The 26,708-nt window shown below is 38.4% G+C and carries 21 protein-coding genes; 3 read left to right on the top strand and 18 right to left on the bottom strand.

Annotated features, from left to right (window positions below; translation table 11 throughout):
• Positions 1 to 39: 39 nt before the first annotated feature.
• From V6C17_RS10975 to V6C17_RS10965, 3 genes are all read right to left on the bottom strand, one after another.
• Positions 40 to 675: a TrkA C-terminal domain-containing protein gene (locus tag V6C17_RS10975; protein WP_333522622.1), complete on the bottom strand. Its 636-nt coding sequence runs from the start codon at positions 673 to 675 to the stop codon at positions 40 to 42.
• A 214-nt stretch (positions 676 to 889) separates the two neighbouring features.
• A complete protein-coding gene (gene dapB / locus V6C17_RS10970; RefSeq protein WP_333522621.1) occupies positions 890 to 1,708 on the bottom strand; it encodes a 4-hydroxy-tetrahydrodipicolinate reductase in 819 nt (272 codons plus the stop codon).
• A gap of 271 nt (positions 1,709 to 1,979) precedes the next feature.
• Positions 1,980 to 3,905 (bottom strand): ABC-F family ATP-binding cassette domain-containing protein, encoded by a 1,926-nt coding sequence (locus V6C17_RS10965; protein WP_333522620.1) that lies wholly within the window; start codon positions 3,903 to 3,905, stop codon positions 1,980 to 1,982.
• 264 nt (positions 3,906 to 4,169) lie between these two features.
• Between V6C17_RS10965 and V6C17_RS10960 the strand changes: the two genes are divergently transcribed.
• Entirely contained in the window at positions 4,170 to 5,318 is a 1,149-nt protein-coding gene (locus V6C17_RS10960) for an MFS transporter (RefSeq protein WP_333522619.1), read from the top strand.
• Between the two features lie 27 nt (positions 5,319 to 5,345).
• Here the strand turns inward: V6C17_RS10960 and V6C17_RS10955 are convergent, their stop codons facing one another.
• The 4 genes from V6C17_RS10955 to V6C17_RS10940 all read right to left on the bottom strand — a co-directional run bounded on the left by V6C17_RS10955 (position 5,346) and on the right by V6C17_RS10940 (position 10,761).
• Positions 5,346 to 6,803, bottom strand: a complete 1,458-nt coding sequence (locus V6C17_RS10955) for an amino acid permease (RefSeq protein WP_333522618.1) — start codon at positions 6,801 to 6,803, stop codon at positions 5,346 to 5,348.
• Between the two features lie 174 nt (positions 6,804 to 6,977).
• A complete protein-coding gene (locus tag V6C17_RS10950) occupies positions 6,978 to 7,178 on the bottom strand; it encodes a hypothetical protein (RefSeq protein WP_333522617.1) in 201 nt (66 codons plus the stop codon).
• 227 nt (positions 7,179 to 7,405) lie between these two features.
• A complete protein-coding gene (locus V6C17_RS10945; RefSeq protein WP_333522616.1) occupies positions 7,406 to 8,593 on the bottom strand; it encodes a DEAD/DEAH box helicase in 1,188 nt (395 codons plus the stop codon).
• Positions 8,594 to 8,604: 11 nt separating this feature from the next.
• Positions 8,605 to 10,761 (bottom strand): DNA topoisomerase 3, encoded by a 2,157-nt coding sequence (locus V6C17_RS10940; RefSeq protein ID WP_333522615.1) that lies wholly within the window; start codon positions 10,759 to 10,761, stop codon positions 8,605 to 8,607.
• Between the two features lie 270 nt (positions 10,762 to 11,031).
• Between V6C17_RS10940 and V6C17_RS10935 the strand changes: the two genes are divergently transcribed.
• Complete coding sequence (locus V6C17_RS10935; RefSeq protein ID WP_333522614.1) at positions 11,032 to 11,967, top strand: exopolyphosphatase; 936 nt, start codon at positions 11,032 to 11,034, stop codon at positions 11,965 to 11,967.
• 76 nt (positions 11,968 to 12,043) lie between these two features.
• On the opposite strand, the gene V6C17_RS10930 is transcribed toward V6C17_RS10935, so the two are convergent.
• Both V6C17_RS10930 and recQ read right to left on the bottom strand, forming a co-directional pair.
• Complete coding sequence (locus V6C17_RS10930) at positions 12,044 to 12,430, bottom strand: YkvA family protein (RefSeq protein WP_333522613.1); 387 nt, start codon at positions 12,428 to 12,430, stop codon at positions 12,044 to 12,046.
• Between the two features lie 108 nt (positions 12,431 to 12,538).
• Positions 12,539 to 14,662, bottom strand: coding sequence for a DNA helicase RecQ (gene recQ / locus V6C17_RS10925; protein ID WP_333522612.1), 2,124 nt, complete (start codon positions 14,660 to 14,662; stop codon positions 12,539 to 12,541).
• A gap of 198 nt (positions 14,663 to 14,860) precedes the next feature.
• On the opposite strand from recQ, the gene V6C17_RS10920 reads away from it, so the two are divergent.
• A complete protein-coding gene (locus tag V6C17_RS10920; protein ID WP_333522611.1) occupies positions 14,861 to 16,072 on the top strand; it encodes an MFS transporter in 1,212 nt (403 codons plus the stop codon).
• Between the two features lie 118 nt (positions 16,073 to 16,190).
• Here V6C17_RS10920 and V6C17_RS10915 read toward each other — a convergent pair whose 3' ends face one another.
• The 9 genes from V6C17_RS10915 to V6C17_RS10875 all read right to left on the bottom strand — a co-directional run bounded on the left by V6C17_RS10915 (position 16,191) and on the right by V6C17_RS10875 (position 26,595).
• A complete protein-coding gene (locus tag V6C17_RS10915) occupies positions 16,191 to 16,904 on the bottom strand; it encodes a hypothetical protein (protein WP_333522610.1) in 714 nt (237 codons plus the stop codon).
• A gap of 180 nt (positions 16,905 to 17,084) precedes the next feature.
• Positions 17,085 to 17,840: a response regulator gene (locus V6C17_RS10910; RefSeq protein ID WP_333522609.1), complete on the bottom strand. Its 756-nt coding sequence runs from the start codon at positions 17,838 to 17,840 to the stop codon at positions 17,085 to 17,087.
• Positions 17,818 to 20,298: an ATP-binding protein gene (locus V6C17_RS10905; protein ID WP_333522608.1), complete on the bottom strand. Its 2,481-nt coding sequence runs from the start codon at positions 20,296 to 20,298 to the stop codon at positions 17,818 to 17,820. Before V6C17_RS10905 ends, V6C17_RS10910 begins: the two co-directional genes overlap by 23 nt.
• 197 nt (positions 20,299 to 20,495) lie before the next feature.
• Complete coding sequence (locus V6C17_RS10900; RefSeq protein WP_333522607.1) at positions 20,496 to 20,912, bottom strand: DoxX family protein; 417 nt, start codon at positions 20,910 to 20,912, stop codon at positions 20,496 to 20,498.
• Positions 20,913 to 21,080: 168 nt separating this feature from the next.
• Complete coding sequence (locus tag V6C17_RS10895) at positions 21,081 to 22,496, bottom strand: GntP family permease (protein ID WP_333522606.1); 1,416 nt, start codon at positions 22,494 to 22,496, stop codon at positions 21,081 to 21,083.
• A 151-nt stretch (positions 22,497 to 22,647) separates the two neighbouring features.
• Entirely contained in the window at positions 22,648 to 23,421 is a 774-nt protein-coding gene (locus tag V6C17_RS10890; RefSeq protein ID WP_333522605.1) for a restriction endonuclease, read from the bottom strand.
• A gap of 131 nt (positions 23,422 to 23,552) precedes the next feature.
• Positions 23,553 to 23,939, bottom strand: coding sequence for a hypothetical protein (locus V6C17_RS10885; protein ID WP_333522604.1), 387 nt, complete (start codon positions 23,937 to 23,939; stop codon positions 23,553 to 23,555).
• Positions 23,940 to 24,050: 111 nt separating this feature from the next.
• Positions 24,051 to 25,064: a galactose/methyl galactoside ABC transporter permease MglC gene (gene mglC / locus V6C17_RS10880; protein ID WP_333522603.1), complete on the bottom strand. Its 1,014-nt coding sequence runs from the start codon at positions 25,062 to 25,064 to the stop codon at positions 24,051 to 24,053.
• Positions 25,065 to 25,077: 13 nt separating this feature from the next.
• Positions 25,078 to 26,595 (bottom strand): sugar ABC transporter ATP-binding protein, encoded by a 1,518-nt coding sequence (locus V6C17_RS10875; protein WP_333522602.1) that lies wholly within the window; start codon positions 26,593 to 26,595, stop codon positions 25,078 to 25,080.
• Positions 26,596 to 26,708 lie beyond the last annotated feature (113 nt).

Below are 26,708 nucleotides of genomic sequence, written 5' to 3'. Positions count from 1 at the left end.
ACACTCACATTACTGCTTTTGTCCTTAGGTAATTTATAATTATATTTCATCCTCATCTAGACCAATTTTCTTTTTATTTACAAAAGCCATTGACCTCTGTAAAACTTCGGCATCGCCTACTACTACCAGCCTGTCTTCGGCATGAATAGTAGCCAACGGGCCAGGCGAAATGATAATATCCGTATCACGGCGTATTGCGACGACGGTTGCGCCTGTATGCTGCCATAATCTTATTTCAGCAATTGTCTTACCAATAATATGTGAATCATCGGGTACCCGCACTTCAACAGGGTTATATGGTGTTAAATTTTTAAGCCTGTCGGAATAGCCAATTATATCGTTTAGAATAGTTTCAAGTCTCACATCAATCTCATTTTTTTTCGTTAATAATATTTCAATTTCCTGCCGTAACGAGTAAACCGATTGCATGCTTTTATGATGTTCAATAAATTGATAGGCTTGCTCCACTGAGAGCACAGAAACTTCTTTCCCTTGTGAAACACTTACTACATTTGCATCTTTTAAAAGCGCCACTGCCTTCCTGATCGTTTCCGAAGACACATTATAATGGCTTGCTAATAGACTTCTCCCGGAGATTCTGCTGCCAACAGTAAACTCTTCGTTAATAATACGCTGTGCAATATCAGTTGCAATAGATAGATACATTGATGCCATTTTACAAAAAACCCCTCCGAAAGAGCATTTAATACTATTCTACTTTATATTAGAGCATCTAGCCAATAAATTGCAACTTTTACCAAAGAAATATTTATCATTTCGAAATTTATTAAGTATAATTCTAAGCCAAAATACAAATAAAGTACCCTCCTCTTAGGAAGATACTTTTTATAAATATATTGTTATATTACTGATCACTAACATAGTAAATTTACGCGAGATCTAGTTCAGCCAACGTCTGCTCTGCTCTACATTCACTCATAATAAGACTTCTCTGTCTTTTTTCATATTCGAAAATATCATTCATTTCATAGAATCCTTTTTTATCGTATATAAACTGTGCGGCTTTATATGCCCCCTGAGCAAAGGCTACCCTTGAAAACGACTCATGAGAAATTTCCAGCTGATCATATTCGCCGCAAACCAATACTTTATGTTTGCCAACAATTCCGCCAGCCCTAACAGCGTGCGTAGGAATTTCCCTATAGGTCATTCCATTATTCCTAATTTTGTCCGCGATTTTTTTTGCTGTACCTGACGGGGCATCTTTTTTATATTTATGATGTTCTTCAAATATTTCAAAATCGTAATCACTCATCAGCTCTGCGGCTATCTCGGCCATTAACATTAATATATTGACTCCATAGGTAATATTCGGTGCCATTACAACACCAATATTGCCTTTCTCTGCAACATTTCTGATTTTATTGATTTCGGCTGCATCATAGCCTGTAACTGCTGTAACAACACTTACACCACATTTAGCAAGAGTATTAATATTATCTCTTAAGAAGCTGCTGCAGGAAAAGTCAATAACTATATCCGGTTTTCGATAAAATAGTCTTTCCTCAAGATGGTCGGTTGGCTCAACGATTATTCCCGTTTCTTGCATGTTTAGTATAGAGCCAAGGTCTTTATTAACTTTTGAACTGTTCGGACGGCACATTACCATACTCAATGCACCCTTTTGTAATAAATACCTGGCAACTACTTCTCCAGTTCGGCCCAATCCAACAAGAGCAATTTTCATTCCTGCACCTCCCATTTTCTTACTAACAACTCAATAATATCATCAAAGTTGTTAGTTGTCAATCCTGTAATATTTTTCCAGGTTATTATTTATTTTTTGATCTTAAATTTTCAATTAATAAAGTAAAGAAAACACGGCTTAAGCCGAGCCTTAGCGACAGTGCAAGTCGATATTACCACTTATGCATGTTAAGAAAGTTACTACTTTTTTATTGTACAAAAAAACTGCAAGCGATTTAAAATCACTTACAGTTTTACTATCACTAATACTCTCAGCAGCTACCGTTTTTGATCTTCTCAGCCAATTCGTTTAAATAGGTCCAACGATCTAGCAACTCTTCAAGTTTTTGTTCAAAAACCTTCTGCTCGTTGATCAGTTCTTGGAGCGCTTCAAAATTACTCCCAGCCAGTTCTATTTGCCTTTGGACATTCTCTAAAGCATTTTCAACGTCTGCTATACTGTCGTCGATTTGCTCATATTCACGCTGCTCGGCATAGGTAAATTTAAGCTTCCGTCCACCTACAGACACATTGAACTTTGTGTTGGTGTCAGTATCTTTCTTTATTTTATCTTTTTCATTTAGCTGTTTTTCAATGCTTTTTTGTTTTAATTCTTCTTGATATTCCGTATATCCACCATTGTGCTGGGATATAACTCCATTGCCCTCAAAGGCAAATACTTTATCAACTAACCTATCTAAAAAATACCTATCATGTGAAACTATAATGAGCGCACCCGGGAAACCATCAAGATAATCCTCAAGCACAGTTAATGTCTGGATATCAAGATCATTAGTTGGCTCATCTAACAATAGAATATTTGGTGCTCCCATTAATACTTTGAGTAAATAAAGACGGCGCTTTTCACCACCGGAAAGCTTAGATATTGGTGTCCATTGCAGATTAGGCGGAAATAGGAAGGTTTCAAGCATTTGCGCAGCCGTAATAACACTTCCATCGGCTGTAGTCAGGTAATTAGCCTCTTCTTTTATATATTCAATTACCCTCATATTTTCATTTAAATCGCTGTTCTCCTGCGAGAAATAGCCAATCTTAACGGTTTGACCTACATCGACCGTTCCATAATCTGGACTAACCTTACCTGAAATAATATTTAGTAACGTTGATTTTCCTTGTCCATTTGGCCCGATTATTCCGACTCGGTCATCCTTTAGCAGCGTATAAGTAAAACTTTTTATTAGTGTATTATCACCATATTTCTTTACAATATTGTCCAATTCAATAATCTTTCGTCCTAGTCTGCTGACTCCCGCTAGTATCTCCATTTTGCTGTCAGCAAGCTGCGGTTTAATAGCACTTAGTTGTTCAAATCTGTCAATACGTGCCTTTTGTTTAGTTGTTCGAGCTCGTGCTCCACGTTTAATCCAAGCAAGTTCGTTTCTAAACAGATTTTGTCTTTTTCTCTCACTTGCCTCGCGCTGCTCTTCACGTGCAGCTTTCAGTTCCAGAAAACTAGTATAGTTGCCTGAATAACTGTATAAATTACCTCTGTCCAGTTCAATCATGCGATTCGCAACACGATCAAGAAAATAACGATCATGAGTAATCATAATTAGTGCACCTTTGCGCTTATGGAGGTATTGTTCCAACCATTCTACCGTGTCATTATCTAAATGATTGGTTGGCTCATCAAGAATAAGCAGTTCAGCTGGATTTATCAAAGCACTTGCCAGTGCTATTCTTTTTCTTTGTCCGCCTGAGAGGTTTCCAATTATAGCAGTAAAATCATTGATACCTAATTTCGTAAGGATTGCTTTTGCCTCACTCTCTAACTGCCAAGCGTCGGCTGAATCCATCCGCTGACTCAAACGTATTAAGTTCTGCTGTAATTCCGGACTATCTGGATTTACCATACTTTGGTCTAATGCTTGTTGATATTCTCTAAGCAGGACCATAACAAGTGAATGCCCTTTAAACACTTGCTCTAGGACAGTAGCAGATTCGTCAAAGTCTGGGTTTTGCGGCAAATATTCAATATTGCTATTACTTCCCTTAATAATATTTCCAGCATCGGCGGGCTCCTTACCTGCTATAATTCTAAGAAATGTTGATTTTCCCGTACCGTTAACTCCGATAAGACCAATTTTATCAGTCTCTTCTATTCCTAAACTGATACTGTTAAATAAAACTCGTTCGCCGTAAGCCTTAGTTAAATTTTCGATTGACATTATATTCATAAACATTACTCCATTTATAATTCATCAGAAATAAAAACACTTATTATAATTAACTTTAACACATATTCATCTAAAGATAAAACTTTAAACTACTGTAAAGGCTATACCTTATACAAGATTTGAGCATGTAAAAGTTATTACTAATAGCGTGACCATGGAAACCCCTTTGATTATCATTAACACTATCTATAACATCTCTATTGCATTTAAGCTTAATTACTCTAAAATGAATAATATAATTCTAATATAAGGAGGCCGCAATTATTGCGCAAATTGACCTACCTGGCCTACCTCGTTTTCATTTCACTCGGTTTAACAACAACTTTATTTGGCATTGTGTTATTAGATATCTCAAGAACCTTTGCAGTAGAACCCTTCGTTATTGGTTATATTTTGGCCCTATTGCCAATTGGAAGCACTTCAATGATGCCCTTGTCTGGTAAACTCCTCGAAACGATGCCGCTAAAAGCACTTATCTTAGCTGCACTTTTAATTATGTCTACTAGCTTGATCACAATGATTTCCAGTTCCAAATTATTGCTGTTTGCTGCAAGTATGCTAATGTTAGGGTTAAGTAATGGCATGCTCATATCTATTGCGAATTATCTAATAGTCCATCTTTACGATAACAACGCCCGCCCATCTTATCTTAATATGCTGAATTTCTTTTATAGTTTTGGTGCAGTAGCTGCCCCTTTTATAAGCGGTATTTTAATTAAATATTTTACCTGGCAGCTATTTTTCTGTGTTTCACTGTTCTTACTATTAATCACTGGTACCATTACACTAAATTCCGATTTTAAACATATTAGGCGAGACTGCCCATTGCGAAATGCAGCAAATACCGATAAATGGGGCAAACCAATTTATTATATAGGTTCAGCTCTTTTTTGCTACGTGCTGTCTGAGTTTATTCTGGTAAATTGGACTGCAGTATATTTTCGCCAAAATTTAAGCCTAAGCTCAAAAGAAGCAAGTACTATACTCTTCTTTTTCTTCGTATTGATGGCAATCGGCCGTTTTTTTTCAGGTTATATAATAAAATTCATAAAAATTGATCGATATATCTTGATTTGTTCAGTTTCTGCCATCATTTCTTTCATTATCTTACTAATCGTCCCTGGTCTAACTTACAAAGTTATCGCATCTTCACTAATGGGATTTGGTTATTCCGGCATTTATGCTTCGCTCTTGTCGTACGGGACACAACAACTCCCTTATCCATCACCTAAGCTAGTCACCTATTATATAACTTCTGGTTCCGCGGGCGCAATCGCAGGGTTAATCGTTTCCGGTTTATTTGAACAGTTTATTGGCACATTAGCATGCTTAATCCTAAGTATAATTGCAATGTTACTGGTATTTGGATTAGTTATTCTAGCACGCAAACCAGAAGAAAAGGAGGATAAATAATCAATTTTAGACTATTTATCCTCCTTTTTATTTTTTATTATTACAATTTTGATTTTGTGCTTCATTTTGGATTCTTTTTTCTTTTAAATCATTGTTAGTTAATTCTTCTGACATTTCAAACTGTATCTCCATTTTAGAAGGCACAGAGGATTGGTCAGTAGTCGCTCGGTAACGATTTTGAATAAAATATAGTGTCGTAAATAGACCAATCATTATTACTCCAGCAGTCAAACCAGCGCCTTGACCTGGTATAAGCGGCATACTAACAATTATCGCCGTTATGCCAGCTAGCGCAAACCAAGATGTATATGGAAACCACGGAAGTTGGCACTTTCCATTAGGTGGACAGCCATTTTTCTTGCGGTGCTTATAATGAGTCGCCAAAATTACAATATAAGCAAACAGCAGTGAAAACCCGCCTGAGCTTACTAAAAAGAGATAAACTTGTTCTGGGAGAATAAATGCAAACCCTAGCCCAATTAGCATAGCGGCTCCTGAGAACAATATTCCACGGTAAGGAATATCACCATTATCTCTAATCCAACTAGGGGCATGCCCTTCGTCAGCCAGCGATCTAAGCATCCGACCAAGGCCAAACATTGCCGCTAGCATAGTAGATAGAATAGCTGTAATTAGAACAATATTCATTATTGAACCAAACCACCCCATTCCCCATCTCGCTAATGCAGCGACTAATGGGCTTTCCTCACTAATTAAACTAGCCGTAGGTATTAACGGCAGCAGAACGCCTACCGCTGTTACATACAAGCCAACGAGTGCTAGTACTGTGTAAGCTATAGCCCGTGGTATTGTCTTGTGAGGATCACGTGCTTCAGATGCAGCTAGTCCGATTATTTCGAAACCGGCATATGTAAACATCACGATCAGCATACTTCCGGCAATTCCTCCAATTCCACCTGGCAACAAAGGCTCATTGAGCAGTTCTCCAGCTCCAATTGCAGCCCCCGTATTTAAGGCGCCGCTGATCAAAGCAATCCCCACTACTATAAAGCCTGTGACCGCAAATATTTTTATTAAAGCCAACCCACTTTCTAACTTGCTCAAAACGTCTGCCCCCAACAAATTAAGCAAGGTGACAGCTATAATGATTAAAGAGCCGAGCAGCGGAATAGATACGCCCGGAAACCAATTTTTAAGGAAAATTGAAACCGCAGTAGCTTCGCTAGACATGGCTAGCACCAGTCCCGTCCAATACACCCATCCGACTACAAATCCAATAGCTGGTCCAAAAGCTCGATGAGCAAATGTCCTGAATGAGCCTGGCGCATTATCTGAAACAGTCATTTCGGATAATGCATAAAGGATGACAAATACTAATGCCCCGCCAATAATGTAAGAAATTATAACAGCCGGACCGGCAGCTTTTATTGCTACTGCAGATCCCAGAAAAAAAGAGCCGCCGATAACAGTTCCTAATGCCATCATAGCTAACTGCCACGCAGATAACCCATTATCGCTTTTCAAAAAATCAGCACCCCCAGTCATATTCTTTTCATTTAAAGTATTTGTAAAACAGCTCCAGGTTATTATTTATACCTCTTAAATATCTTATAAAAAGGCTATTACGTCCTAAGATAAGTCTATACAAAAATAAAAACGAGAGTATAGTCACCTATACTCTCGTTTACCTATATAGTTTTACTTACTATAAACTTGATTAAACTCTGCACCAAGTTGTTCATAAAATTCAAGATGCTTAACTACTTCAACAGATTGTGTAAAATCAATTTCTACAACACTGTCTTTACCGATAGCTTCCTGAATAATACTCTTGATCGCAAAGGAACAATAGCCCAAAAAGGCTAATCGCTTCAAAAGCTGCTTTATACGCTGCTCCATTATTAATTCCTCCAAACTTCAACAAATTGGTAATTACAACGCACCTCTGGCACGTCATCAGCCGCTAATTACCTTTCGACTACTACCAATTACGCATTAGATTAAAGAGATAATTCGGGCAGTTTTACTCTTTCTAATGGTCGCTTATCGCATCGCAATAATCTATGTAATAATACTATATATATTACTATTTGTCAATAAATAATTTTATCCACGGATAAATTTTATTATTTAACCTTAGCTTTAGTTTTAAAACTGTTTGGTTTACGGCGGATATTAGAATCTAGCACTTGTCCATTAGCAATATATTTAGCAGAAATCTTTATCTTTAAACTTGTTTCAAGTTTCTCGATGATATATTTCTCCTGAGGAGCAACAATTGAGAAAGCAGTGCCGCTGCGGCCAGCTCGTCCCGTCCTGCCAACACGATGCAGATATATTTGAGGGTCATCAGGCATAGCTAAATTAAAGACAAAATCTACCCCGACTATATCTAGACCGCGTGCGGCAACATCTGATGCTACAAGCAACTGTACCTTGCCTTTTCTAAAATCTTCGATTGCCTTTTTGCGATCCAGCTTTTCACTACCGCCATGTAAGCCCGATGCTTTCAATCCTAAAAAGTTCAGCTTAGCAGTAGCAATTTCGATCTCATCGCTTTTATTTACAAAAACTAATCCACGCTCAACATTTAAGCCTCTTACTAGTTTACGAAGTTCCTCAATTTTATCACGATGCTCGGCAATTACAAATAGATGCTCTATATCGGGCTTTACATCAGCCGCGCCAGTTGCTTTAATTAATTCAAATTCGCCTATAAATTCTTTGGATCTTTCAATCGTTTTTGGCGTAATCGTTGCAGAAAACAACATTATCTGACGATCTCGCAAAGTTGTCTTAATTAACGCCTTAACACTTGTCACATTCTGGTCGTCAAGCAATCTGTCAGCTTCATCCAATACAATTGTCTTAACCGTCTGCGATGATATCTTCTTTTTTTGGATCAATTCTAAAATGCGCCCGCTTGACCCGATAATAAGGTGAGGCTTTTCTCTTAGCTTCTCAATTTGACGGGCTATATTGACATTGCCAATAATGGGTGCGGCATTAATTTCTAAATTACCATTATCGATAAGCATTTCAGCCTGACGTTGAATCTGAATAGCCAATTCATAAGTTGGCGCTAAAATAATTGCCTGATTCTCCCGTTTTGTTGCATCAATCTTTTGCAAGATAGGAAGTAAATATGCAAGTGTTTTTCCTGTACCCGTAGCGGATTGGCCAATCACGTCTTTTCCTGACAATCCGATAGGGATAACTTGCTTCTGTATAGCAGTAGGAACAGTTATGTTAGCTTTTTGCAAGGCTGCAGTTAACTGTTCATTTATTCCTAACTTAGTAAATGATTCACTCATTTTATTCGCTCCTATAAAGTTACTTTAATTGGTTTCTTAATTTCCATTTGTACCGGAACATCCGGTTTATTATCTTTGTCATTATATGTTGCTCGGCATATCGGAAATTTAGTACATCCCCAAAACTTACCATTTTTACCGTTTATCTGCTGAAGAGCACCTTTTGCACAGCGGGGACAACTATGTTCAGGTTTCTTTGGTTGTCCATTGTGGTCGTCGTAGGACGCCTTACACTGCGGATATGCCGAGCACCCCCAAAACTTACCGTTCCTACCGTTTCTAGCTTGCAAAACTCCTAACCCGCACTGTGGACATGGGTACTCACCTTTTAGCGGAATACTAAGACTTATAGCTTTCGAACAAAGCTTAATTGTAAACTCAACTTGTTGACTAATAAACGTGTCTAAACTTTCCGCACCGCTGGCCATACTGTGTAAATTGTTTTCCCACAGAGCAGTAGAATCAGGATAGGTCATATCGTCGGGTAATGCATCAACTAAAATATAAGCAGCATCTGTTGGGAGTAGATATTTTTTCTTTTTTTCTTCACGCAGAAAGCCACGGGTTATCAGCTCATTAATTATAGTAGCACGAGTTGCCTCTGTCCCAATGCCACTAACGTCCTTAAGCTGTTTTTTTAATTCTGGGTTCTTTACATATTTATGGATTTCTTTCATAGCCGCTAATAGTGTAGATGCCGTAAAGCGAGTCGGCGGTCTAGTTGCCTTTTTGTCAACTGCCGCACTAATATAGTTAGCACTATCCCCCTTAGACATAGCAGGCAAAGAATTACTATCTTCGTCCTTTTTGTCTTCAGCATCCGCCCCATATACTTCTTTCCATCCAACCTCAGTAATTATCCGACCGCTTACTGTAAAGGTTTCATCAACATACTGCACTTCAGCGCGAGTCTGATCATAAATATGAATTGGGTAAAACTGGGCAATGTACGCTTGAGCGATAAGAAAATATATATTTCTTTCTGTCTCGCTTAAGCCGGCAAAATTACACTTTTCTTGAGTAGGTATGATAGCATGATGTGCTGTAATTTTCTTATCGTTCCAAGCCCTGCTTTTAAGAGATGCCTTAGCACCGCTTGACCAGTTAGCGAGCTCACTTTGAGCGATTGATCTTAAGTTATCTAGAATCACTGGGGCATCCTCATGCTGCGATTCCGGTAGGAAATCACAGTCTGAACGCGGATAACTGGTTAGCTTCCTCTCGTAAAGCTTTTGAGCTGTATCTAATACAGTTTGCGGATCGTAATTATATTTTTTACCAGCCAGAACCTGTAAGGCTGAGAGAGAAAAAGGAAGCCGCTGCGGTTCTTTTTTTTCGACTGTTTCGCAAAATGAGATTACAGCATTTTTATCCGAGGTCTCAAGCTTATTGACTAATTCATTTGCTACAGTCTCCGCGATTAGCCGCCCTTCAGAATCCAACCCTATTTGTTCATCCTTTGGCTTCCATGTAGTTATGAAGCTGCCATTAATATGCTGGAATTCAGCTTTGATTGTATAGTAATCTAATGGCTTAAAATCTTCCAATTCCCGCTCACGTCTCACAACAAGTGCAAGGGTCGGTGTCTTAACCCGCCCGATCGGCAAAGTCAGTCTATGCCCTGCCCGCTGGGCCGCCAGCGTATAGGCCCGAGAAAGATTCATCCCGATCAGCCAGTCCGCACGCGCCCTGGCGAGTGCCGATTGTTTTAAATTAAAAAAATCTTTGTTGTCCCGTAAGTTGGCAATAGCCTTCTTTATACTTTTTTCGTCAAGCGCATTCAAAAGAATGCGACGCACTGGTTTCTCATTATTTATGTAGTCAAGCACTTCATCAATCAGCAGCTGACCTTCTCGGTCAGGGTCACCTGCATGAATTATCTCTGTTGCTTTATTTATTAGATTTTGGATTATCCCAAATTGTTTTTTACATGATTCTGTGACTAAAAGTTTCCAGACTCCCGGAATAATCGGCAAGTCTTCCATCCGCCATTTTTGGTATTTTTCATCATATTCACCTGGCTCAGCTTGACGAAGAATGTGCCCAAATCCCCAGGTAACTACACCATCACCAGTTGTTATATAGCCATCCTTACGGCTGATCGGTCCAGGTAGACATTTTGCTATTTCGGCGCCCATGCTGGGTTTTTCAGCAATATATAATCTCACTTTCACACCTCTTAAAGACTATGGTTTATACTTTTAATTCCGCTGGCGCAAAAGCCCAAGGTCTTTATCCAGGTCTCGAGCAGAATTAAAAAATGGGAATCCTATTTCAGGATTCCTATTTTCATATTACTTCTGTTGTATCATATCAAATGGTACACTCTACGTAAATACCTGCTTTTATTAAATAAGATATCATAGCAGTTTTATTCCTGTTTGTGTTATTATATAATACAAAGCCATTGGAGAAAATACTGGAAGGAGAGTACATATATGGCTGAACAAAAAAAATATAGACTGGTAACCAGAAGCGATTTTGACGGCTTAGTTTGTGCCGTTTTATTAAGAGAAATGAATATGCTTGAGGATATTAAATTTGTCCATCCTAAAGATATGCAGGATGGCAAAGTGCCAGTTTCTGAAAACGACATTACAACTAATCTACCTTACGTACCAGGTGTTTATCTAGCATTTGACCATCACCTCAGCGAAACTATTCGAGTCAGTGATAAATACGAAAACCACATTATCGACGCTAATTCTCCTTCGGCAGCTAGAGTTGTTTATAATTATTTTGGCGGAAAGGACCGCTTTCCTAATGTTTCTGAGGAAATGATGGCTGCGGTGGATCAAGCCGATTCAGCTCAGTATAGCTTAGATGATATTTTAAACCCGCAAGGCTGGGCTCTGCTTAATTTCTTAATGGATGCTAGAACAGGTTTAGGCAGATTCAGAAATTTCCGTATCTCAAATTACAACCTAATGATGGACTTAATTGACTACTGTCGTACATATAGCATAGATCAAATATTAGAGCTGCCCGATGTCCAAGAACGGGTGGAGCTGTATCGCTCGCATGAGGAAAAATTCAAGGAACAAATCAAACGTTGCGCCAGAGTAATTGACAATATTATCGTTCTTGATCTAAAAGACGAAGAAATAATATATCCAGGCAACCGGTTCATGATTTATGCCCTCTATCCAGAATGCAATATATCAATTCACGTTCTTTGGGGCCTTAACAAGCAAAATACCGTTTATACAGTAGGTAAGTCAATCATCAACCGCAGTTCAAATACTAACATCGGTGAGCTTATGTTCAAGTATGGCGGCGGTGGTCATGTCAACGCTGGAACGTGCCAAATTGCTCATGAAGATGCTCATGTAGTTCTAGACGACCTTATTAAAAAAATCACCCAAGACGGTTAACTTTAAAAAGTAATAATATAAAATCTTACTATAAAGCCAGGCTGTATCCATTATAATGGATACAGCCTGGTGTTTTTTACTTAAAGATTAGATATCCCAGCCCTATCAAAGATAGACTTAACCATACTAACATCATCAGTATAATAATCCCAAGAACCCACGGCAACCGCTTTCGCCATTTTAAGCTTTCATGATAGCACTCCTTAAAAATTGCATCTGGAAGCAGTTTTGTTATATAAACTACTGCTGTAGGAAGCAACAGGGCATCATCGGCAATTCCAATCAGAGGCAAGTAATCCGGAAGGATATCCACCGGACTAAACACATATGCAATGACTGCAACAATCAATCCTTTAATATAGCCCGGAGTAAACGGATGTTTCCAAGCATAATATAAAACCACGGCATCATCCTTAAGTATCTTAATCCACCCGGAAAACCGGTTTAAAAAGTCTATTCGCATTAGAATCACTACCTATAAGTTTTATTATTATCCTACCTTGCCGCCGCTTAATTATATTAAGGCTATTATAGAAAAATTCATAATACTGCTGATGCTAAATAAATTATCTTAACTGATTTTTTGGCAAAAGTGCTTACCTATTACCGCTTTAATCGCAGCATAGCCAATTTCCTCTGGTAATGCTTCCTTGATAGGCCGTAAAGCAGCAGCTCCAACATTATTAATTACCGTTACTATCAGATCTTCATATTGTTTCGGAATAAGTCTATCCCAATCAACCTCATAACCTTCACTACTGCAGCGATTTAGATGATTTTGAACCGTACTTAGAGTTAAACCACGAATGTGCGCGATCTGTTCTAAATCTTGTCCCTGCTGAAACTGCTCCAATGTAATAAGATGGCTCGCCTTTTCCTTCTTAGATTCTTTTGGTGTTACTTCCGTTACTGTTGGTTTTAAGATATCATCAGTATTTTCCCTGATAAGCTGAAGGAATTCAGCTCCATATTTTTTTAACTTTAATTCGCCAACACCTTTTATCTGGCGTAAAGCGCCTTCATCTTTTGGACAATATTTGCTCATCTCTTTTAGCGTGCTATCGGCAAAAATCAGATATGGCGGAACCTGTTCCCGTTCGGCGATACTCTTGCGCAGCTGGCGGAGTAGTTCGAATAGACCATCATCAGCGTCCATTTTGCGCTGCTTAACTCCCTTTTGCCATACACCTGCCAGATTTTTCAAAACAGCGAAAGCCTGCGGTGTAAGTTTCACTATTGGATATTCACCTTCGGTAAGACTTAAATACTGTGTTGCAACCAAGCGTTGAACCAATGTCTTTAAGTCCTGAACAGTATACTCAGACATTAAACCATATGTCGGAAGCTGATCCAAACCAAACTGTTGAACCTTTTTATTTTTTGAGCCTTTTAGTACGTCGGCAATCATTGCTACACCAAAGCGTTCTTTCATGCGGTAAACACATGAGAATACCTTTTGCGCATCTAAAGTGATATCAATAAGTTCGCCTTCTTCTTCGCAGTTACCACAATTGCCGCATTCTCCAGACAGCACAGTTTCTCCAAAATAGCGCAAGATATATTGCCGCAGGCATTCCGGGGTATGACAGTAGTCTACCATTTGCTGCAGTTTGCGAAGTTCATGCTGCTTGCGCGCGGGATTCTCTACCGATTTGTCAATTAAAAACTTTTGCAGCAGTGTATCCTGAGCGCTAAAGAGCAATATACATTCTCCTGGCTCGCCATCACGCCCGCTGCGCCCTGCCTCTTGATAATATGACTCCATATTCTTCGGCATATTATAATGAATGACATAACGAACATTGGACTTATCAATTCCCATACCAAAAGCATTTGTTGCTACCATTACCCGAATATCATCATATATAAAACATTCCTGCTGCACAGCTCTTTCATCGTCACTTAGCCCAGCGTGATATCGGCCAACAGCTATTCCTCGTTTAAGAAGAAGTTCATAAAGTCCATCAACCTCTTTGCGGGTAGCAGCATATATTATCCCGGCCTGCCTACTGTTAGACTTTAAATAATTTAGAATATACTTCTGTTTATCTTCTCCCCGCAGTACGGTAAAAGATAAATTCGGTCTATCAAAACCAGTGACATAGACGTCTGGCTGCTTTAAAGATAATAGTGATACAACATCGCCCTTGACTTCTTCTGTTGCTGTGGCTGTAAATGCCCCAATTACCGGTCTTAGCGGAAGATTTGCAATAAAAGGGCTGATATTTCTAAAACCGGGGCGGAAATCATGCCCCCATTGCGAAACACAATGGGCTTCATCAATTGCGACAAGGCTTATATTAAGTTGTCTTAAGGCCGCTTGAAAAGATTCAACTTCCAACCGCTCGGGAGCAACGTAAATCAATTTGCAATACCCAGCACTTATTCTCGCTAAACGCTGCCTGACTTCAGCAGCAGATAAAGTGCTATTTATATAAGTAGCAGAAATGCCCTGATCACTCAGTCCATCTACTTGATCTTTCATAAGTGAAATAAGCGGTGAAATAACAATGGTAACACCCGGCAAAAGCATTGCTGGTATTTGAAAACAAATTGACTTTCCCGCTCCAGTTGGCATAATTGCCATTGTGTCACGCCCAGCTAAGAGACTTTCAATAATTTTAGTTTGCCCTGGGCGAAATTCACTATATCCATAATATTTCTTTAATATTTCTTTTGCTTTTTCCATAATCATAATTACTCTGGGACCTGCCCTTCTTAATAACTGGGTATCTAATTCCCAGAAGCATTACATATTTCAATGCTCTGTTTTAAAATTCGCTACCATTTAGCTTAAGTCCTCTTACCTATTGGTGCGTATTGTAATAAAGGTTTAGCACTGATAATATTATTATTGATACGGACTGGTACAAGTAAAAGATAGGATGATTCTATGATAACTACACTAATTTCGAAATTTAAAAATACCAATCGGGACTATTTGCTTTTTCTCTTAGCGAGCGTCTTTATCGGTATTAGCCAAAGTGTTGATGGTTCTACATTAACTAATTATTTAAAAGAACATTTAAATATGCTTATCCTCCAGCGTTCTGCCCTTGAGGTTCCCCGAGAGCTGCCTGGCCTGCTAGTATTCCTAGTAATTGGTTCACTTTATGCCTTAGGTGATGTACGGATAGCCGTAGTTGCTAATATTTTAGCTGCTATAGGCATGTTTTTACTAGGTTTTATTCCGCCTGACTATTTCATGGTTGTTATCGTTATATTTATCTATAGCATGGGTCAGCACATGTATATGCCGTTGGCTAATAGTATCGGAATGAGTTTTGCAAAGGATGGCGAAGTTGGTAAAAAACTCGGTCAAATGAGCGCGTTAAACACAGCTGCCCTTGTCGTAAGCAGTGCCGTCCTATGGGCTTTGTTTAAATTTTATAATATTAGCTATACGACATCATTTACAATTGGTGCTGTCTCATTCTTAATTGCCGCGCTTCTGCTTTTTTATATTACACCTGCAGCTAAGTCTAATAATAAAACAAGGTTTATATTTAGAAAAGAATACCGTTTGTATTATTGGCTTTGTGTTTTATTTGGTGCAAGGAAACAAATTTTTATCACATTTGGTCCATGGGTATTAGTAGATATTTTTAAAGAACCTGTAACCACAATGACAATGCTCTTCTTTATAATTTCTATAACCGGTATATTCGTTAAGCCTTTAATCGGTTATTTAATTGATAACGTTGGTGAAAAGTTTGTTCTAACAAGCGAAGCAATCGCCTTTTTCTTCGTTTGTTTAGGTTATGCCTTTACTGCCGATATTTTCAGTTCAAGTTTTGCTTTATTCATAATAAATGCCTGCTATGTCCTTGATCAAACTTTAAGCTCTGTCAGCATGGCTCGTGCCACTTATTTAAGGAAAATTGCTCTAAAGCCTGAGGACGTTTCACCCACTCTGTCGTTGGGTACTAGTATCGACCATATAGTTACTATGTTTCTTCCTTTAGTCGGCGGTATGGTATGGTATAACAATGGTCCCAATGGTTATAAATACGTATTTATTGGCGGTGCATTGATTGCTTTATTAAATTTAGGTTCAGCAATGTTCATTAAGATCCCCACCAAACAATCCACTCAGTCTTATTAAATGCTAATTTAAATTTAATCAAATAGCAGATTAAAAATGTACAGAGCTGCTTATTGCAACTGTACATTTTTCCTTCTTAAAACAAAAAAATGCTGCTCACTTAAGCAGCTAAATGTTACTAATGGAGTTGTACAACTTGATATTCAAATTTATTCCCTTTACTTACAATAGGCGAATGAAAACCTGTGCTGGAATGATCACTTAAGCTAGCCAATTTATTATTGATCATATCAATCGTAAAAAGTCCTAAATTAGCAACAAGAGCACACAAATCTTGATGATTTAGATTAGTCAATTCAAAATCTTCATTTGCATTTTGGCTAATGCCGCTTGGTAAACTAATTGGCTGCATAAGACTGCCTACCGACTGCCCAGATTCATCAATATATTCTATCCATTCCCACTTAAATGGCACCGTTTTGCCATATCCTCTTTTCATAAAGCAGCGCGTTAGACACTTCCATTTAAATTCTCTGCCAATGCCACGCTCTTTAGCCTCGTTTATAAGAAAGCTTTCACCATTTGTGTCTTGATAAAGAATAAAGGCTGCTAAATTAGTGTATGTTTCGTAGTCAGTCAGCTCCACCCAAGTAGAATTGTGTAGAGGTGAAATATTTGCATAATCTACAATTCGCTCATAATTATAAGTATATCGACAAACATCAGATACAGAATTGAGCAAAATAGAAGCATCTAAAACCTTAGCATCACTTAAGCCACTGGCTATCTGCTGCCAAAATATATTAGAAGTATCAATGACTCTTAACCTTTGCGAATCCTTCCTAGCATATAAACGCCTAAATTGTTTAGAAATTTCCTGATAAATTTCCATCAATATTCCCCTCTAATAACTGTATACCTAATGCTACTATTTGCGGATATGAGCTTTTTATGCATTAAGGGAAAAGATTGATCATAAATAGAAAAGCACTATGCTTTGCTCTTAGAGGACAAAGCTATAGTGCTTTTATCGGCTTAAACTGCGCTCGTTATGTGTGCATTTTTATTCTGATTATAAAACAGCTTGTTTTTTGACCAGTTCAAACTCAGCATTTTGCAAAGAAGATTCATTGCGGAAAAACATTGTATAATCTCGTGTATAACAAATTACTCTAAGTGAGCAGCTTCTTAAAATAATTGACATAACATCAGCAAACTTTCCTGCAGATAGAGTGTTCAACGAATTACTGTAAGTTAAGTTAAGTATCATCTGCTTACACTGGTCTAGCTGATTCAAAACAGCCCATTGAAATTCTGCAAAATCAGAACCGGTAAGTTCCTTTAGTATAGTTATGTATAATACTCCATCCCGATTTTCGATTAGATATTGCAGTTGTGATGCTGGCTGATTCACTGCCACTTGAGAGCTTACTAGCTTAGCTAAACCCCTATTGTAGTCACTACTATCAGTACCAAGAACTTCGCTAATAGTTGAAATCAGTTTATCTTCTTTTAATGGTTTTAAGATGTAGCTTTTTGCACCATTTTGCAAAGCTTCAAAAACTTTATGTTTTTGCCCTAAAGCACTGACCATAATAACCTTTGCCTCGGGATCGTAAGCTGCTATTTGTGTTAACGCTGTAATTCCATCTACTCCTGGCATGGTAATGTCCATTGTAACTATATCCGGACGATGTTTTTTATAGGCTTGGACCGCCTGTTCACCATTCGCAGCCTCATCAACAATTACATGACCTGCTTTGGTAAGCATGGTTCCTATAGCCTTCCTCATCATTAATGCGTCATCAACCACTAATACACGTGCCATTTGAATCCTCCTTGTCATTTTCAAAGGATATTGAACTAAAATATATCTGTCCTAAATCAGTATCAATATTCCAGGTTTTAGTCTCGGCATCAGCATAATTAGCCGATGCACCTTCTGCCCACACCGTAACAGGTGGTCCGATATCAATACCTTCTAAATCAGATATTTGCTGTAACGAGTTACCAACAATCGTGTTAAATACTTCGGCAAACGTACTTTCAATCAATTGTTTCTCGTAAGTAACAGTATTATCTTCCGGATAAAATTTGTTTAATAAATGAGCTGCTAACGCTTCGTCCGCACTTATCATTAATCTGCCTCTTAGGATTCCATGGATATCAATAAACGTAGAAATATTCCTCATTGGAACAACACTTTGGTTTGAGATAATTGCGCTCACCTTAGTTTCAGATATGCCAAACTCTTGTTGCAAGTAGGTATTAGTTTGATTAAGAACATGATTACTAAAACTAGCAAAACTATACCGCACAGCTTGGTGAAGTTTAGGCAGCACAAATGTAAATGTTGTACCACTTCCTATATCACTTTCGACCTTGATATAACCTTTTAGTTTTTCTACCTCCTCATGTACGGCATTTAGGCCTACGCCTCGTCCTGCCAGGTCGCTAGCACTAGCCGCACTAGAGAAACCATCGGCAAAAATCATACCAACCGCCTCTTCTTTCGATAGCTTATCAGCTTCAATCTGGCAGCAGACCCCTTTTGCAACAGCAATATCACGAATATGCTCAGCATCAATGCCTCGTCCGTCATCAGAGATTGTTACAACAATACAATCATCTGTTTCATCTATTACGCATTCAATCCTACCCTTAATGTCTTTATTGGCTTCAAAACGCTCATCTGGAGTTTCCAAGCCATGTGCCACTGCATTTCGGAAGACATGGGTAAGAACCTTAGCAAAATTACTATATTTTTCTGGTTCAACCAGACATTCTGATCCAGTAATATCGAATAGGTGTACATCTTTGCCCTGATTATTAGCAATGTTTATAACATAATCAGGATACATTTTAAGCAATTCTCTAAAAGGTTTGTAGCGCAATCGACGCAGATCGGTTATAAGTTGACTTGCTTGGCAAGGCGACAATAGTCGCTTTACTTTTTCTTCTAATTGTTTTAGCTTAGAACTTTCAACAATGACAGTATCTTCCTTTACAAAAAATCCTTCGCCAAGAATCCCTTTTAAAATCTGCAGTTCTTCATTCAACCATAAATACATTGAACTTGACAGACACTGACAAAAACAATTTCGTAAATCCTCATCACAAACTTCTGAAGTTCCATTACTGCGAATATTAGCAAGATCATTTTCCAAGTTATGCAGTTTAGTTGCAAGTCGGTCTAGTCCTAATTGCCCAAAAGTCCCCTTCCATGTATGAATATGCCTAAAGATTGTACTAAGCTTTTCTGCAGCCGTTATATCTGCTTCTAATATACTAGGTAGTTCCTCTTCACAAAAAGCCTTGTATTCATGAGTCGACTTTATAAACTGCTGATAATGTGTAACTGTTTGAACTACCATTGCGAGAACATTCTTTTCATCTTGGATTTGTCTTTCCATTTCACGACGCTCGGTTATGTCAGTAAGTATGAGAAGAATCTCCTTCCGATCTGATCCCGAGCGATTAATTATTCTATAGGCGACACTAATAAATAATTCATCTAAAATTATTTCCGCTGGTAACAATGACAGATAATTTTCTCTTAAAAAGTCATCTGTTTCATTAAAAATTTTCGCAAATAACGCCTCTAAAAATACCTGCTGCTTCTTATCATTTGGATATAATAGTTTAGGAATTGATTCGCCATTAATTTCCTGATTGAAAATCATAACACATTCGGCACTGTATTCACCAACGACCCTTAAATCAGCACCAAAGGATAGAAATCCTTGTCCCGTGTTATCCATTAGGTTGCGCAATTTGCTAACAACCTCTGTTAATTCTTGCGTTTTTCCTTCCAGCTGGGCTTGGACAATTAGTTGCTCCTCATTGATCTTCTCTAACGCCATCTTTTGCTGGCCAATTTCTTTTTGAGAATTTTCCAATTCAACTAAAGCCTGTCTTAAACCCATATCATTTACTTTAATACAATGGGCCATCCAGTTCATATTTCGCATAAGCTCTATAAATTCGTTTTCACTTCCGCTATCCTTACCTGAATTAGGTACTGGGAGATGGACCTCGTACTGTCCCTTTTTAACATCTAAGCAAAACGCTTTAATCTTATCTAAGTGTTTTGTGAAAAAGAATTGCATAATAAAGCCTGGTGCAATCAGTCCAACCAGCACTATCCCCATTAACGCAAAAGCCGCAGCACTGTGGAAAGATTTATTTGCAGCTAATCCTGACTGAGTGGCCACCCAAAACATTATTAATATGGGCATAACCCCAAAAACAAGTAAAATAACACTTAACCTAGTTTTGATTTTCAATCTTGCGCACCTCAACCTAAATTTTCAAAATCCATAATATAATTGATAATGATAATCATTACTCATATTATCATTTATATTATTAAATATGTCAATATATTCTAGATTGTCTATCTGCTTTTTTAAAAAAATAAACAGTGCTTGTCATCATGTGACAAGCACTGTTTTATTAATCCATGCAATTTTGTTCTTTTAAATTATCTTCGTCGGAAGTTTTCGTCAAAACTATACTTACCAGGGCCAATTAAGATTAGGCTAAGGAATAAAATACCCAGCTCTATTGGTTGGGCGGCTCCGGCAAACCCCACGCCTGAAGCAAACTTAGTGCTTATAGCAACAATCATAGTTATGGTTAGCAACAAATTTGCTATGCGGAAAAAAAGTCCTAATACAAGCAATAGTCCGCCTCCGAACTCAGCAAAGGCTGCCATAAACCCCCAGAATACTGGAAAAAACGTGATCCCGAAATTACTAATCGCTCCTCCCAGCTTGGCCCAGGTAGCTGTCCCACCCATAATTTTAGGCCATCCATGATACATGAACATTATTCCAATCCCAAATCTAAGCAGTAAAAGTCCTAAGTCCCGATGTCTATCCAAGCTTGTACAAAACATCTTATTCCCCACCTTTTTATAAGTAAAAGTATTACTCCGATTATATATAGTTGGTCACTTCACATGAGAAAATTTTTCTTTAATCTCAAGTTCAGTATACAAGTATTTTCTTCATTAAATTCGAATTAAATACATCAAAGAAATTTTAACAGTACAGTCTGATGAAAACTAAATCAACCCAGTTGTTGTATAAATTAAAACTCCAAGAAACCCTACTGTTACTTTCATTAAAGTCAGTATAAATACATCATAGTAAGACTCCTTATGCGTCAGTCCGCATACTGCTATAAGCGTAACTAGTGCGCCACCGTGGGGAACAGTATCTAAACCACCTGAGGCCAAACACGCAATTCGATGCACCACCTCCGGCTGGATACCGACGGCATTAGCCCAGTTCAACCATTCTTTACCGAGCATGCCTAACGCAATAGTTATTCCTCCAGAAGATGATCCAGCAAACGCAACCATTATATTTGTAGTTACCACTTCTGATAATAGCGGGCTATTTCCAATTCTTAGCTCAAACAAAGCATTCTTTACTGTTTGAAAACCAGCTAGACTCGCAATAACTGCACCAAAAGCATAGCCAGAAGCGGTATTTAATATAGCACTTACTGATGATACTGCACCAATATTAACCGGGAAAATCAGCCCGCCATTTTTCGCAATTCTTTTTCTACCGATAAGCGCTGCACAAACTATTCCAATTCCTAATGCAATATTCAGCGACCAAATAGCCTGAATTCTATCAACACTTGAACTTAGGAGCGTAAGATTGAGTGGTCTTAAAGCAGCTAAACTCTTTGAATCCCAATGATATGCCCAATTCCAATGAAAAGGATTGCTCATATAGATATTTACTAATATGACAGCAGCTAACGGGATTGCAGAAACTGACCAATGAGGCAGCTCATCTTTAACAGGCTTAGGTTCATTTAGACTATGCGTACCATAACCTTCACCTTTTAAGGCAAGTCTTCTGTGTCTATATGTAATCCACGCCCAGCCGAAACAAAAATATAAAACCCCACCAATAAGACCTAGCATAGGTCCAGCCCAAGTTGAAGTACCAAAAAAGGTAGTGGGTATTATGTTTTGTATTTGCGGCGTACCAGGCAATGCAACCATTGCATAAGTAAAAATCCCCATCCATAAAGTTGCCGGAATTAGCCTTTTAGGTATATCTGCTTCACGAAATAGAATTGCCGCAAACGGGTACATGACAAAAGCTACGACGAAGACACTTAGGCCGCCATATGTTAGAACACCACAACCAAGCAGAACTGATAGCACGGCTCGTTCCTTACCTAAAGAACGGACAATAGCTGCTGCAACCGAGCTAGCCATACCACCCTCTTCCATTATCTTTGCAAAAACAGCTCCTAGTAAAAAGACAGGAAAATATATTTTTACATACTCAGCTATTTTGGTCATGTATATCTCACTAAATACCGGCATTATTTCATAACCACTCCCAATTGAAGCGGTCATCGCAAATAACGGGGCGAATAGAATTATTGAATATCCCTTATATGCAAAAATCATCAATAATGCAAGACTTACTAAAATCGCTGCGAAATCCATACTATCTCCTTCTAGTGCACTTTATTAATTATTAACTTCCACCATAGATTATCAAAACCTGCTCTTCTTTAAATATTGGGCAATATAAAAAAACATCTGATAAATAAGCGAAATATTAATCAGATGTTTTCTATAAGCTATTGAATTTGATCTAACTCCTAAAGTAATTTAGTACGTTATCCAGCATATAACTTAACATTTCTCCGCCAGATACTTCGGCTGAATCAAAAAACATTAAATCAAAACCTATCTTGTCGAGCTTAACCATAGGGAAAAGTTCGTCGCCGGTTTGCAAAAATACCGGTTCAGTAAATTCATGAACGACGGTTTGCATAGAATAATCATTTCTGCTGCGGCTTTCTTTTATGTATTTATTAAATATACCTTGAACTGAATCAATACAATTTCTTTCAGCATCATAAATAAATAAGGTTTTAGGTTCTCCGCCAAGCTTAATCTGCTGATCGCCCATTCCTAGGCGTTCTTTTTCGGCCTTGGCCCACTCTGCGTCTACTTTTACTTGGACATTCTCGATCACCGATTCCCATACCTTTTGGTCAAGAGGCATTTTAAGCTCATACAAAGTAATGCCCACATCTCTCGCTAAATCGTGGGTTACTTTTTGGTATACAGGCTGGGTAACTAAAACACCGGCGGTTTGGCCAGGAATATCGCGTAATATTGATAATAATTTGAAAAGTTCGGTATTTCCAATCTTTTTATTCCAGTCCTTGACTTGAATAACCGTATTATAGTTGATCTCACCATCCGTGAATTCCCAATAGATATCAACTTCATGATAGCCTACTCTTCCTTGAATTGTAGAGTTACGCACAACTTTAATTGTCTTGACAGACTTTTCGTCCTCTATTGCTTGAACTAGCTTACTGATAATTTGTTCATAATAAAACTTCTCATCCTGCATCTAAACACCACCTGCAATATTTTGAGAGATTAATTCCTAGACCTCTTTTAAGACCAGACTTACCTTCACTATATTTGACGCAAATTCGTAAATACCTACTTTTCCCAATAAAAATGATGGAGAAGTATGTATCACACTTCTCCATCATTTTGCTTGAGCACAGCAACAACCTCTTCTTCCCTTTCTTCCGGCACAAAAGCTACCACAGTGAAAGCATGTCCGCCTGCAAGCCCGTCTCCCCCAATACTAAACCCGCTAACTGATGGATCTGCCCCCATGAGAACTCTTTCTGATGCATTAGTAGCATCGTTCGGTAAATTTGCCGAGAAGATGGTTAGTCCTGTAAGTGTCTCTGCACTGGATATGGCGCTATCCCTATGCTCATCTTGTGTTACGCCAAAGCGTGTGTTGCGTCTGATATGAACATCTTGTAATCCTTTTTCGGCTAATGTCTTCCGAGCAGCGTCTGCCTTGGTACTTGACGGAAAATGTGCGATGATTGTACGTTCGTTTGGCACCAAATAACCCCCTAGACTACTTTTTCTATTAGGTTATCAGATGCAGCTTAATTTATACTTCCTAACAAGTGATGTTTAAGAGCCACCCCAAAATTGAGCAGCTCTTAAACATTATTTTTTATTTAAGTACTTACGAATATCAAATGCTACTGCAGCTACAATAATCAGACCTTTGATAATAAGTTGCCAGTAAGGATTTATCCCAATAAAGGTTAAACCATAATTTATTACTCCAAAAATTAGTACACCTGCTAGTATGCCAGGGACTGTCCCGATACCACCGGCAGTGGATACTCCCCCCACTACACACGCGGCTATCGCATCTAATTCGTACATATTGCCATAGTTATTAGTTGCGCCGCCAGTCCTTGCTGCTTCGAGCACACCTGCTAAACCATAAAGAGCTCCGGCTATAGCATAAAGATATAATAGATTTCGTTCAACATTAATGCCAGATACAATTGCAGCATGAACATTACCGCCAATTGCATACATATTTTTCCCCAGCCTGGTCTTAGAAAAAATGACCCAAACTAATATCGATATCACTATTGCAATAATTACGATATAAGGAACTGAATACTCTCCAGTCCCGAAGGCTCCTGAGCCTAGCTCAGTAAAATCGCTTCTTAAACCCCCGATCGGCTGAGATTCATTTGGCTTCATATCAAAATAGATAGAATTTACTCCGTATACCATTACCATAGTACCCAGCGTAGCAATGAACGGTGGAACACTAAATTTAGCTACAATAGTTCCATTTATCACCCCTACAAGCAGACCCGCCAAAATTGCCAGCATTATCGGCAGCCAAAGCGGTAAATCCGGCATATCAGGGTAAAAGCGGCGTGAATAGTCAGCTACCTGAAGCATGGATGCAGATAATACCGCTGTCAAGCCGACTACCCGTCCAGTCGAAAGATCTACTCCGCCGGTTATTAGCACAAATGCAGCACCAAGAGCAATAATCGCCCTAGTTGATGACTGCAACAATATGTCTCTAATAGTGGTAACCGACATAAATCTTGGATCATAAATTGCAATAACAATTATCAAACCAATTAGAACTATGTAAATTGCATGCTGCATAAGAAAATCATATGATTTTCTTGCGTCAAGACTCATCGCTCTCCCCTCCTTATGATAAACGCTGAGTTGCCAACCTCATAATTTCTTCTTCTGACGCTTTATTGCCATCAACAATACCAGTTAATCTTCCTTCACACATCACCATTATTCGATCTGACATTCCTAATAGCTCAGGCATTTCTGACGAAATCATGACAATACTTCTACCTTGCCTTGCTAATTCAGCAATAATTGAATATATTTCAAATTTGGCACCTACATCTATCCCACGGGTTGGTTCGTCAAGAAGTAAAATTTCCGGTTCAGTCAGCAGCCAGCGTGATAACAAGACCTTCTGCTGATTACCGCCCGATAAATTCTTGATAAGAGTTTTAATTGATGGTGTTTTTATACGAAGTTTTTGCATACTCTGCTCAGCGTCTGCTACTCGCTGTTTTTCATTTAGAAGCAAATAACTTGTTTCATAGCGAGCTTGCTTAGCGATAGCTGTATTCTCTAAAACCGACAATACGGGGAATATTCCCGTTGCACGGCGTTCCTCGGTTAAAAGAGCTATTTTATGCTTTTTAGCGGCAATGGGTGATTTTATCGATATTTCTTTACTATTTAACACAAACTTTCCTGAAGACACAGTTCTTAATCCAAACAGAGCCTCAATTAGTTCTGTTCGCTGTGAGCCTACAAGTCCGCCTATTCCAAGAATTTCTCCTTTTTTTAGATCAAAAGATATATCTTTAAAAGATTTAGCATCACACGCTGTTAAGCCTTCTATCCTAAGTACTACATCACCCGGATTATTGAACCGCTCAGGAAACCGCTGAGTAAGATCCCGTCCAACCATCTTTGAAATAATCATATCTGTTGTCAGCTCCGCAGCTGGCCATGTTCCAATATACTTACCGTCCCTCATTACAGTAACTTCATCTGATATTTCGAGAATTTCCTCCATTTTGTGAGAAATATAGATTATTGCGACACCACGTTTTTTTAAATCGCGAATAATATTGAACAATTGCTCTACTTCATTGCCTGTTAAAGATGATGTTGGCTCATCCATAACGATAACTTTCGCGTTGAATGAAACAGCTTTCGCTATTTCAATTGATTGCACTTTAGACACGGACAGTTTACCTAAAAGTATTTTCGGGTCTAAATCAATTTGTAAATCTTTAAAAAGCTGTTCAGTATCTCTGAGCATCTTAGCTTCATCTACCAATTTGAACGGTCCAAATCCCTTTACAGGGTAACGGCCCAACCACAAGTTATCCATTACATTTCGATGCGGTACAGGATGCAGCTCTTGATGAATCATAGAAATTCCTAAATCGAGTGCAGCCTTTGAATTAGATATTTCAACCTTTTTGGCATCTAATAATATCTCGCCGGAGTCAGGTTTATAAATACCAAATAAACACTTCATTAAGGTTGATTTACCCGCACCATTTTCGCCCATCAATGCATGTACAGTACCAGCTCGGACCTTTAAATTTACACTATCCAGGGCCTTTACACCGGGAAATTCCTTAGAAACATTGCGCATTTCAAGCAAAATATCTTGACTTGCCATGAGGCCCCCTCCTCACACCATATTACATTTTATATAGACGGTGTATACACCAGGAGTTTTCAAAACTGAGAGATATAATAAATAGTTTATCGATATTTAACTATCAGCAGAGG

It is taken from the genome of Dendrosporobacter sp. 1207_IL3150, assembly GCF_036763085.1.
Classification (GTDB): Bacteria; Bacillota; Negativicutes; order DSM-1736; family Dendrosporobacteraceae; genus JBAIYU01.
This window is presented reverse-complemented; position numbering and strand designations above follow the sequence as displayed.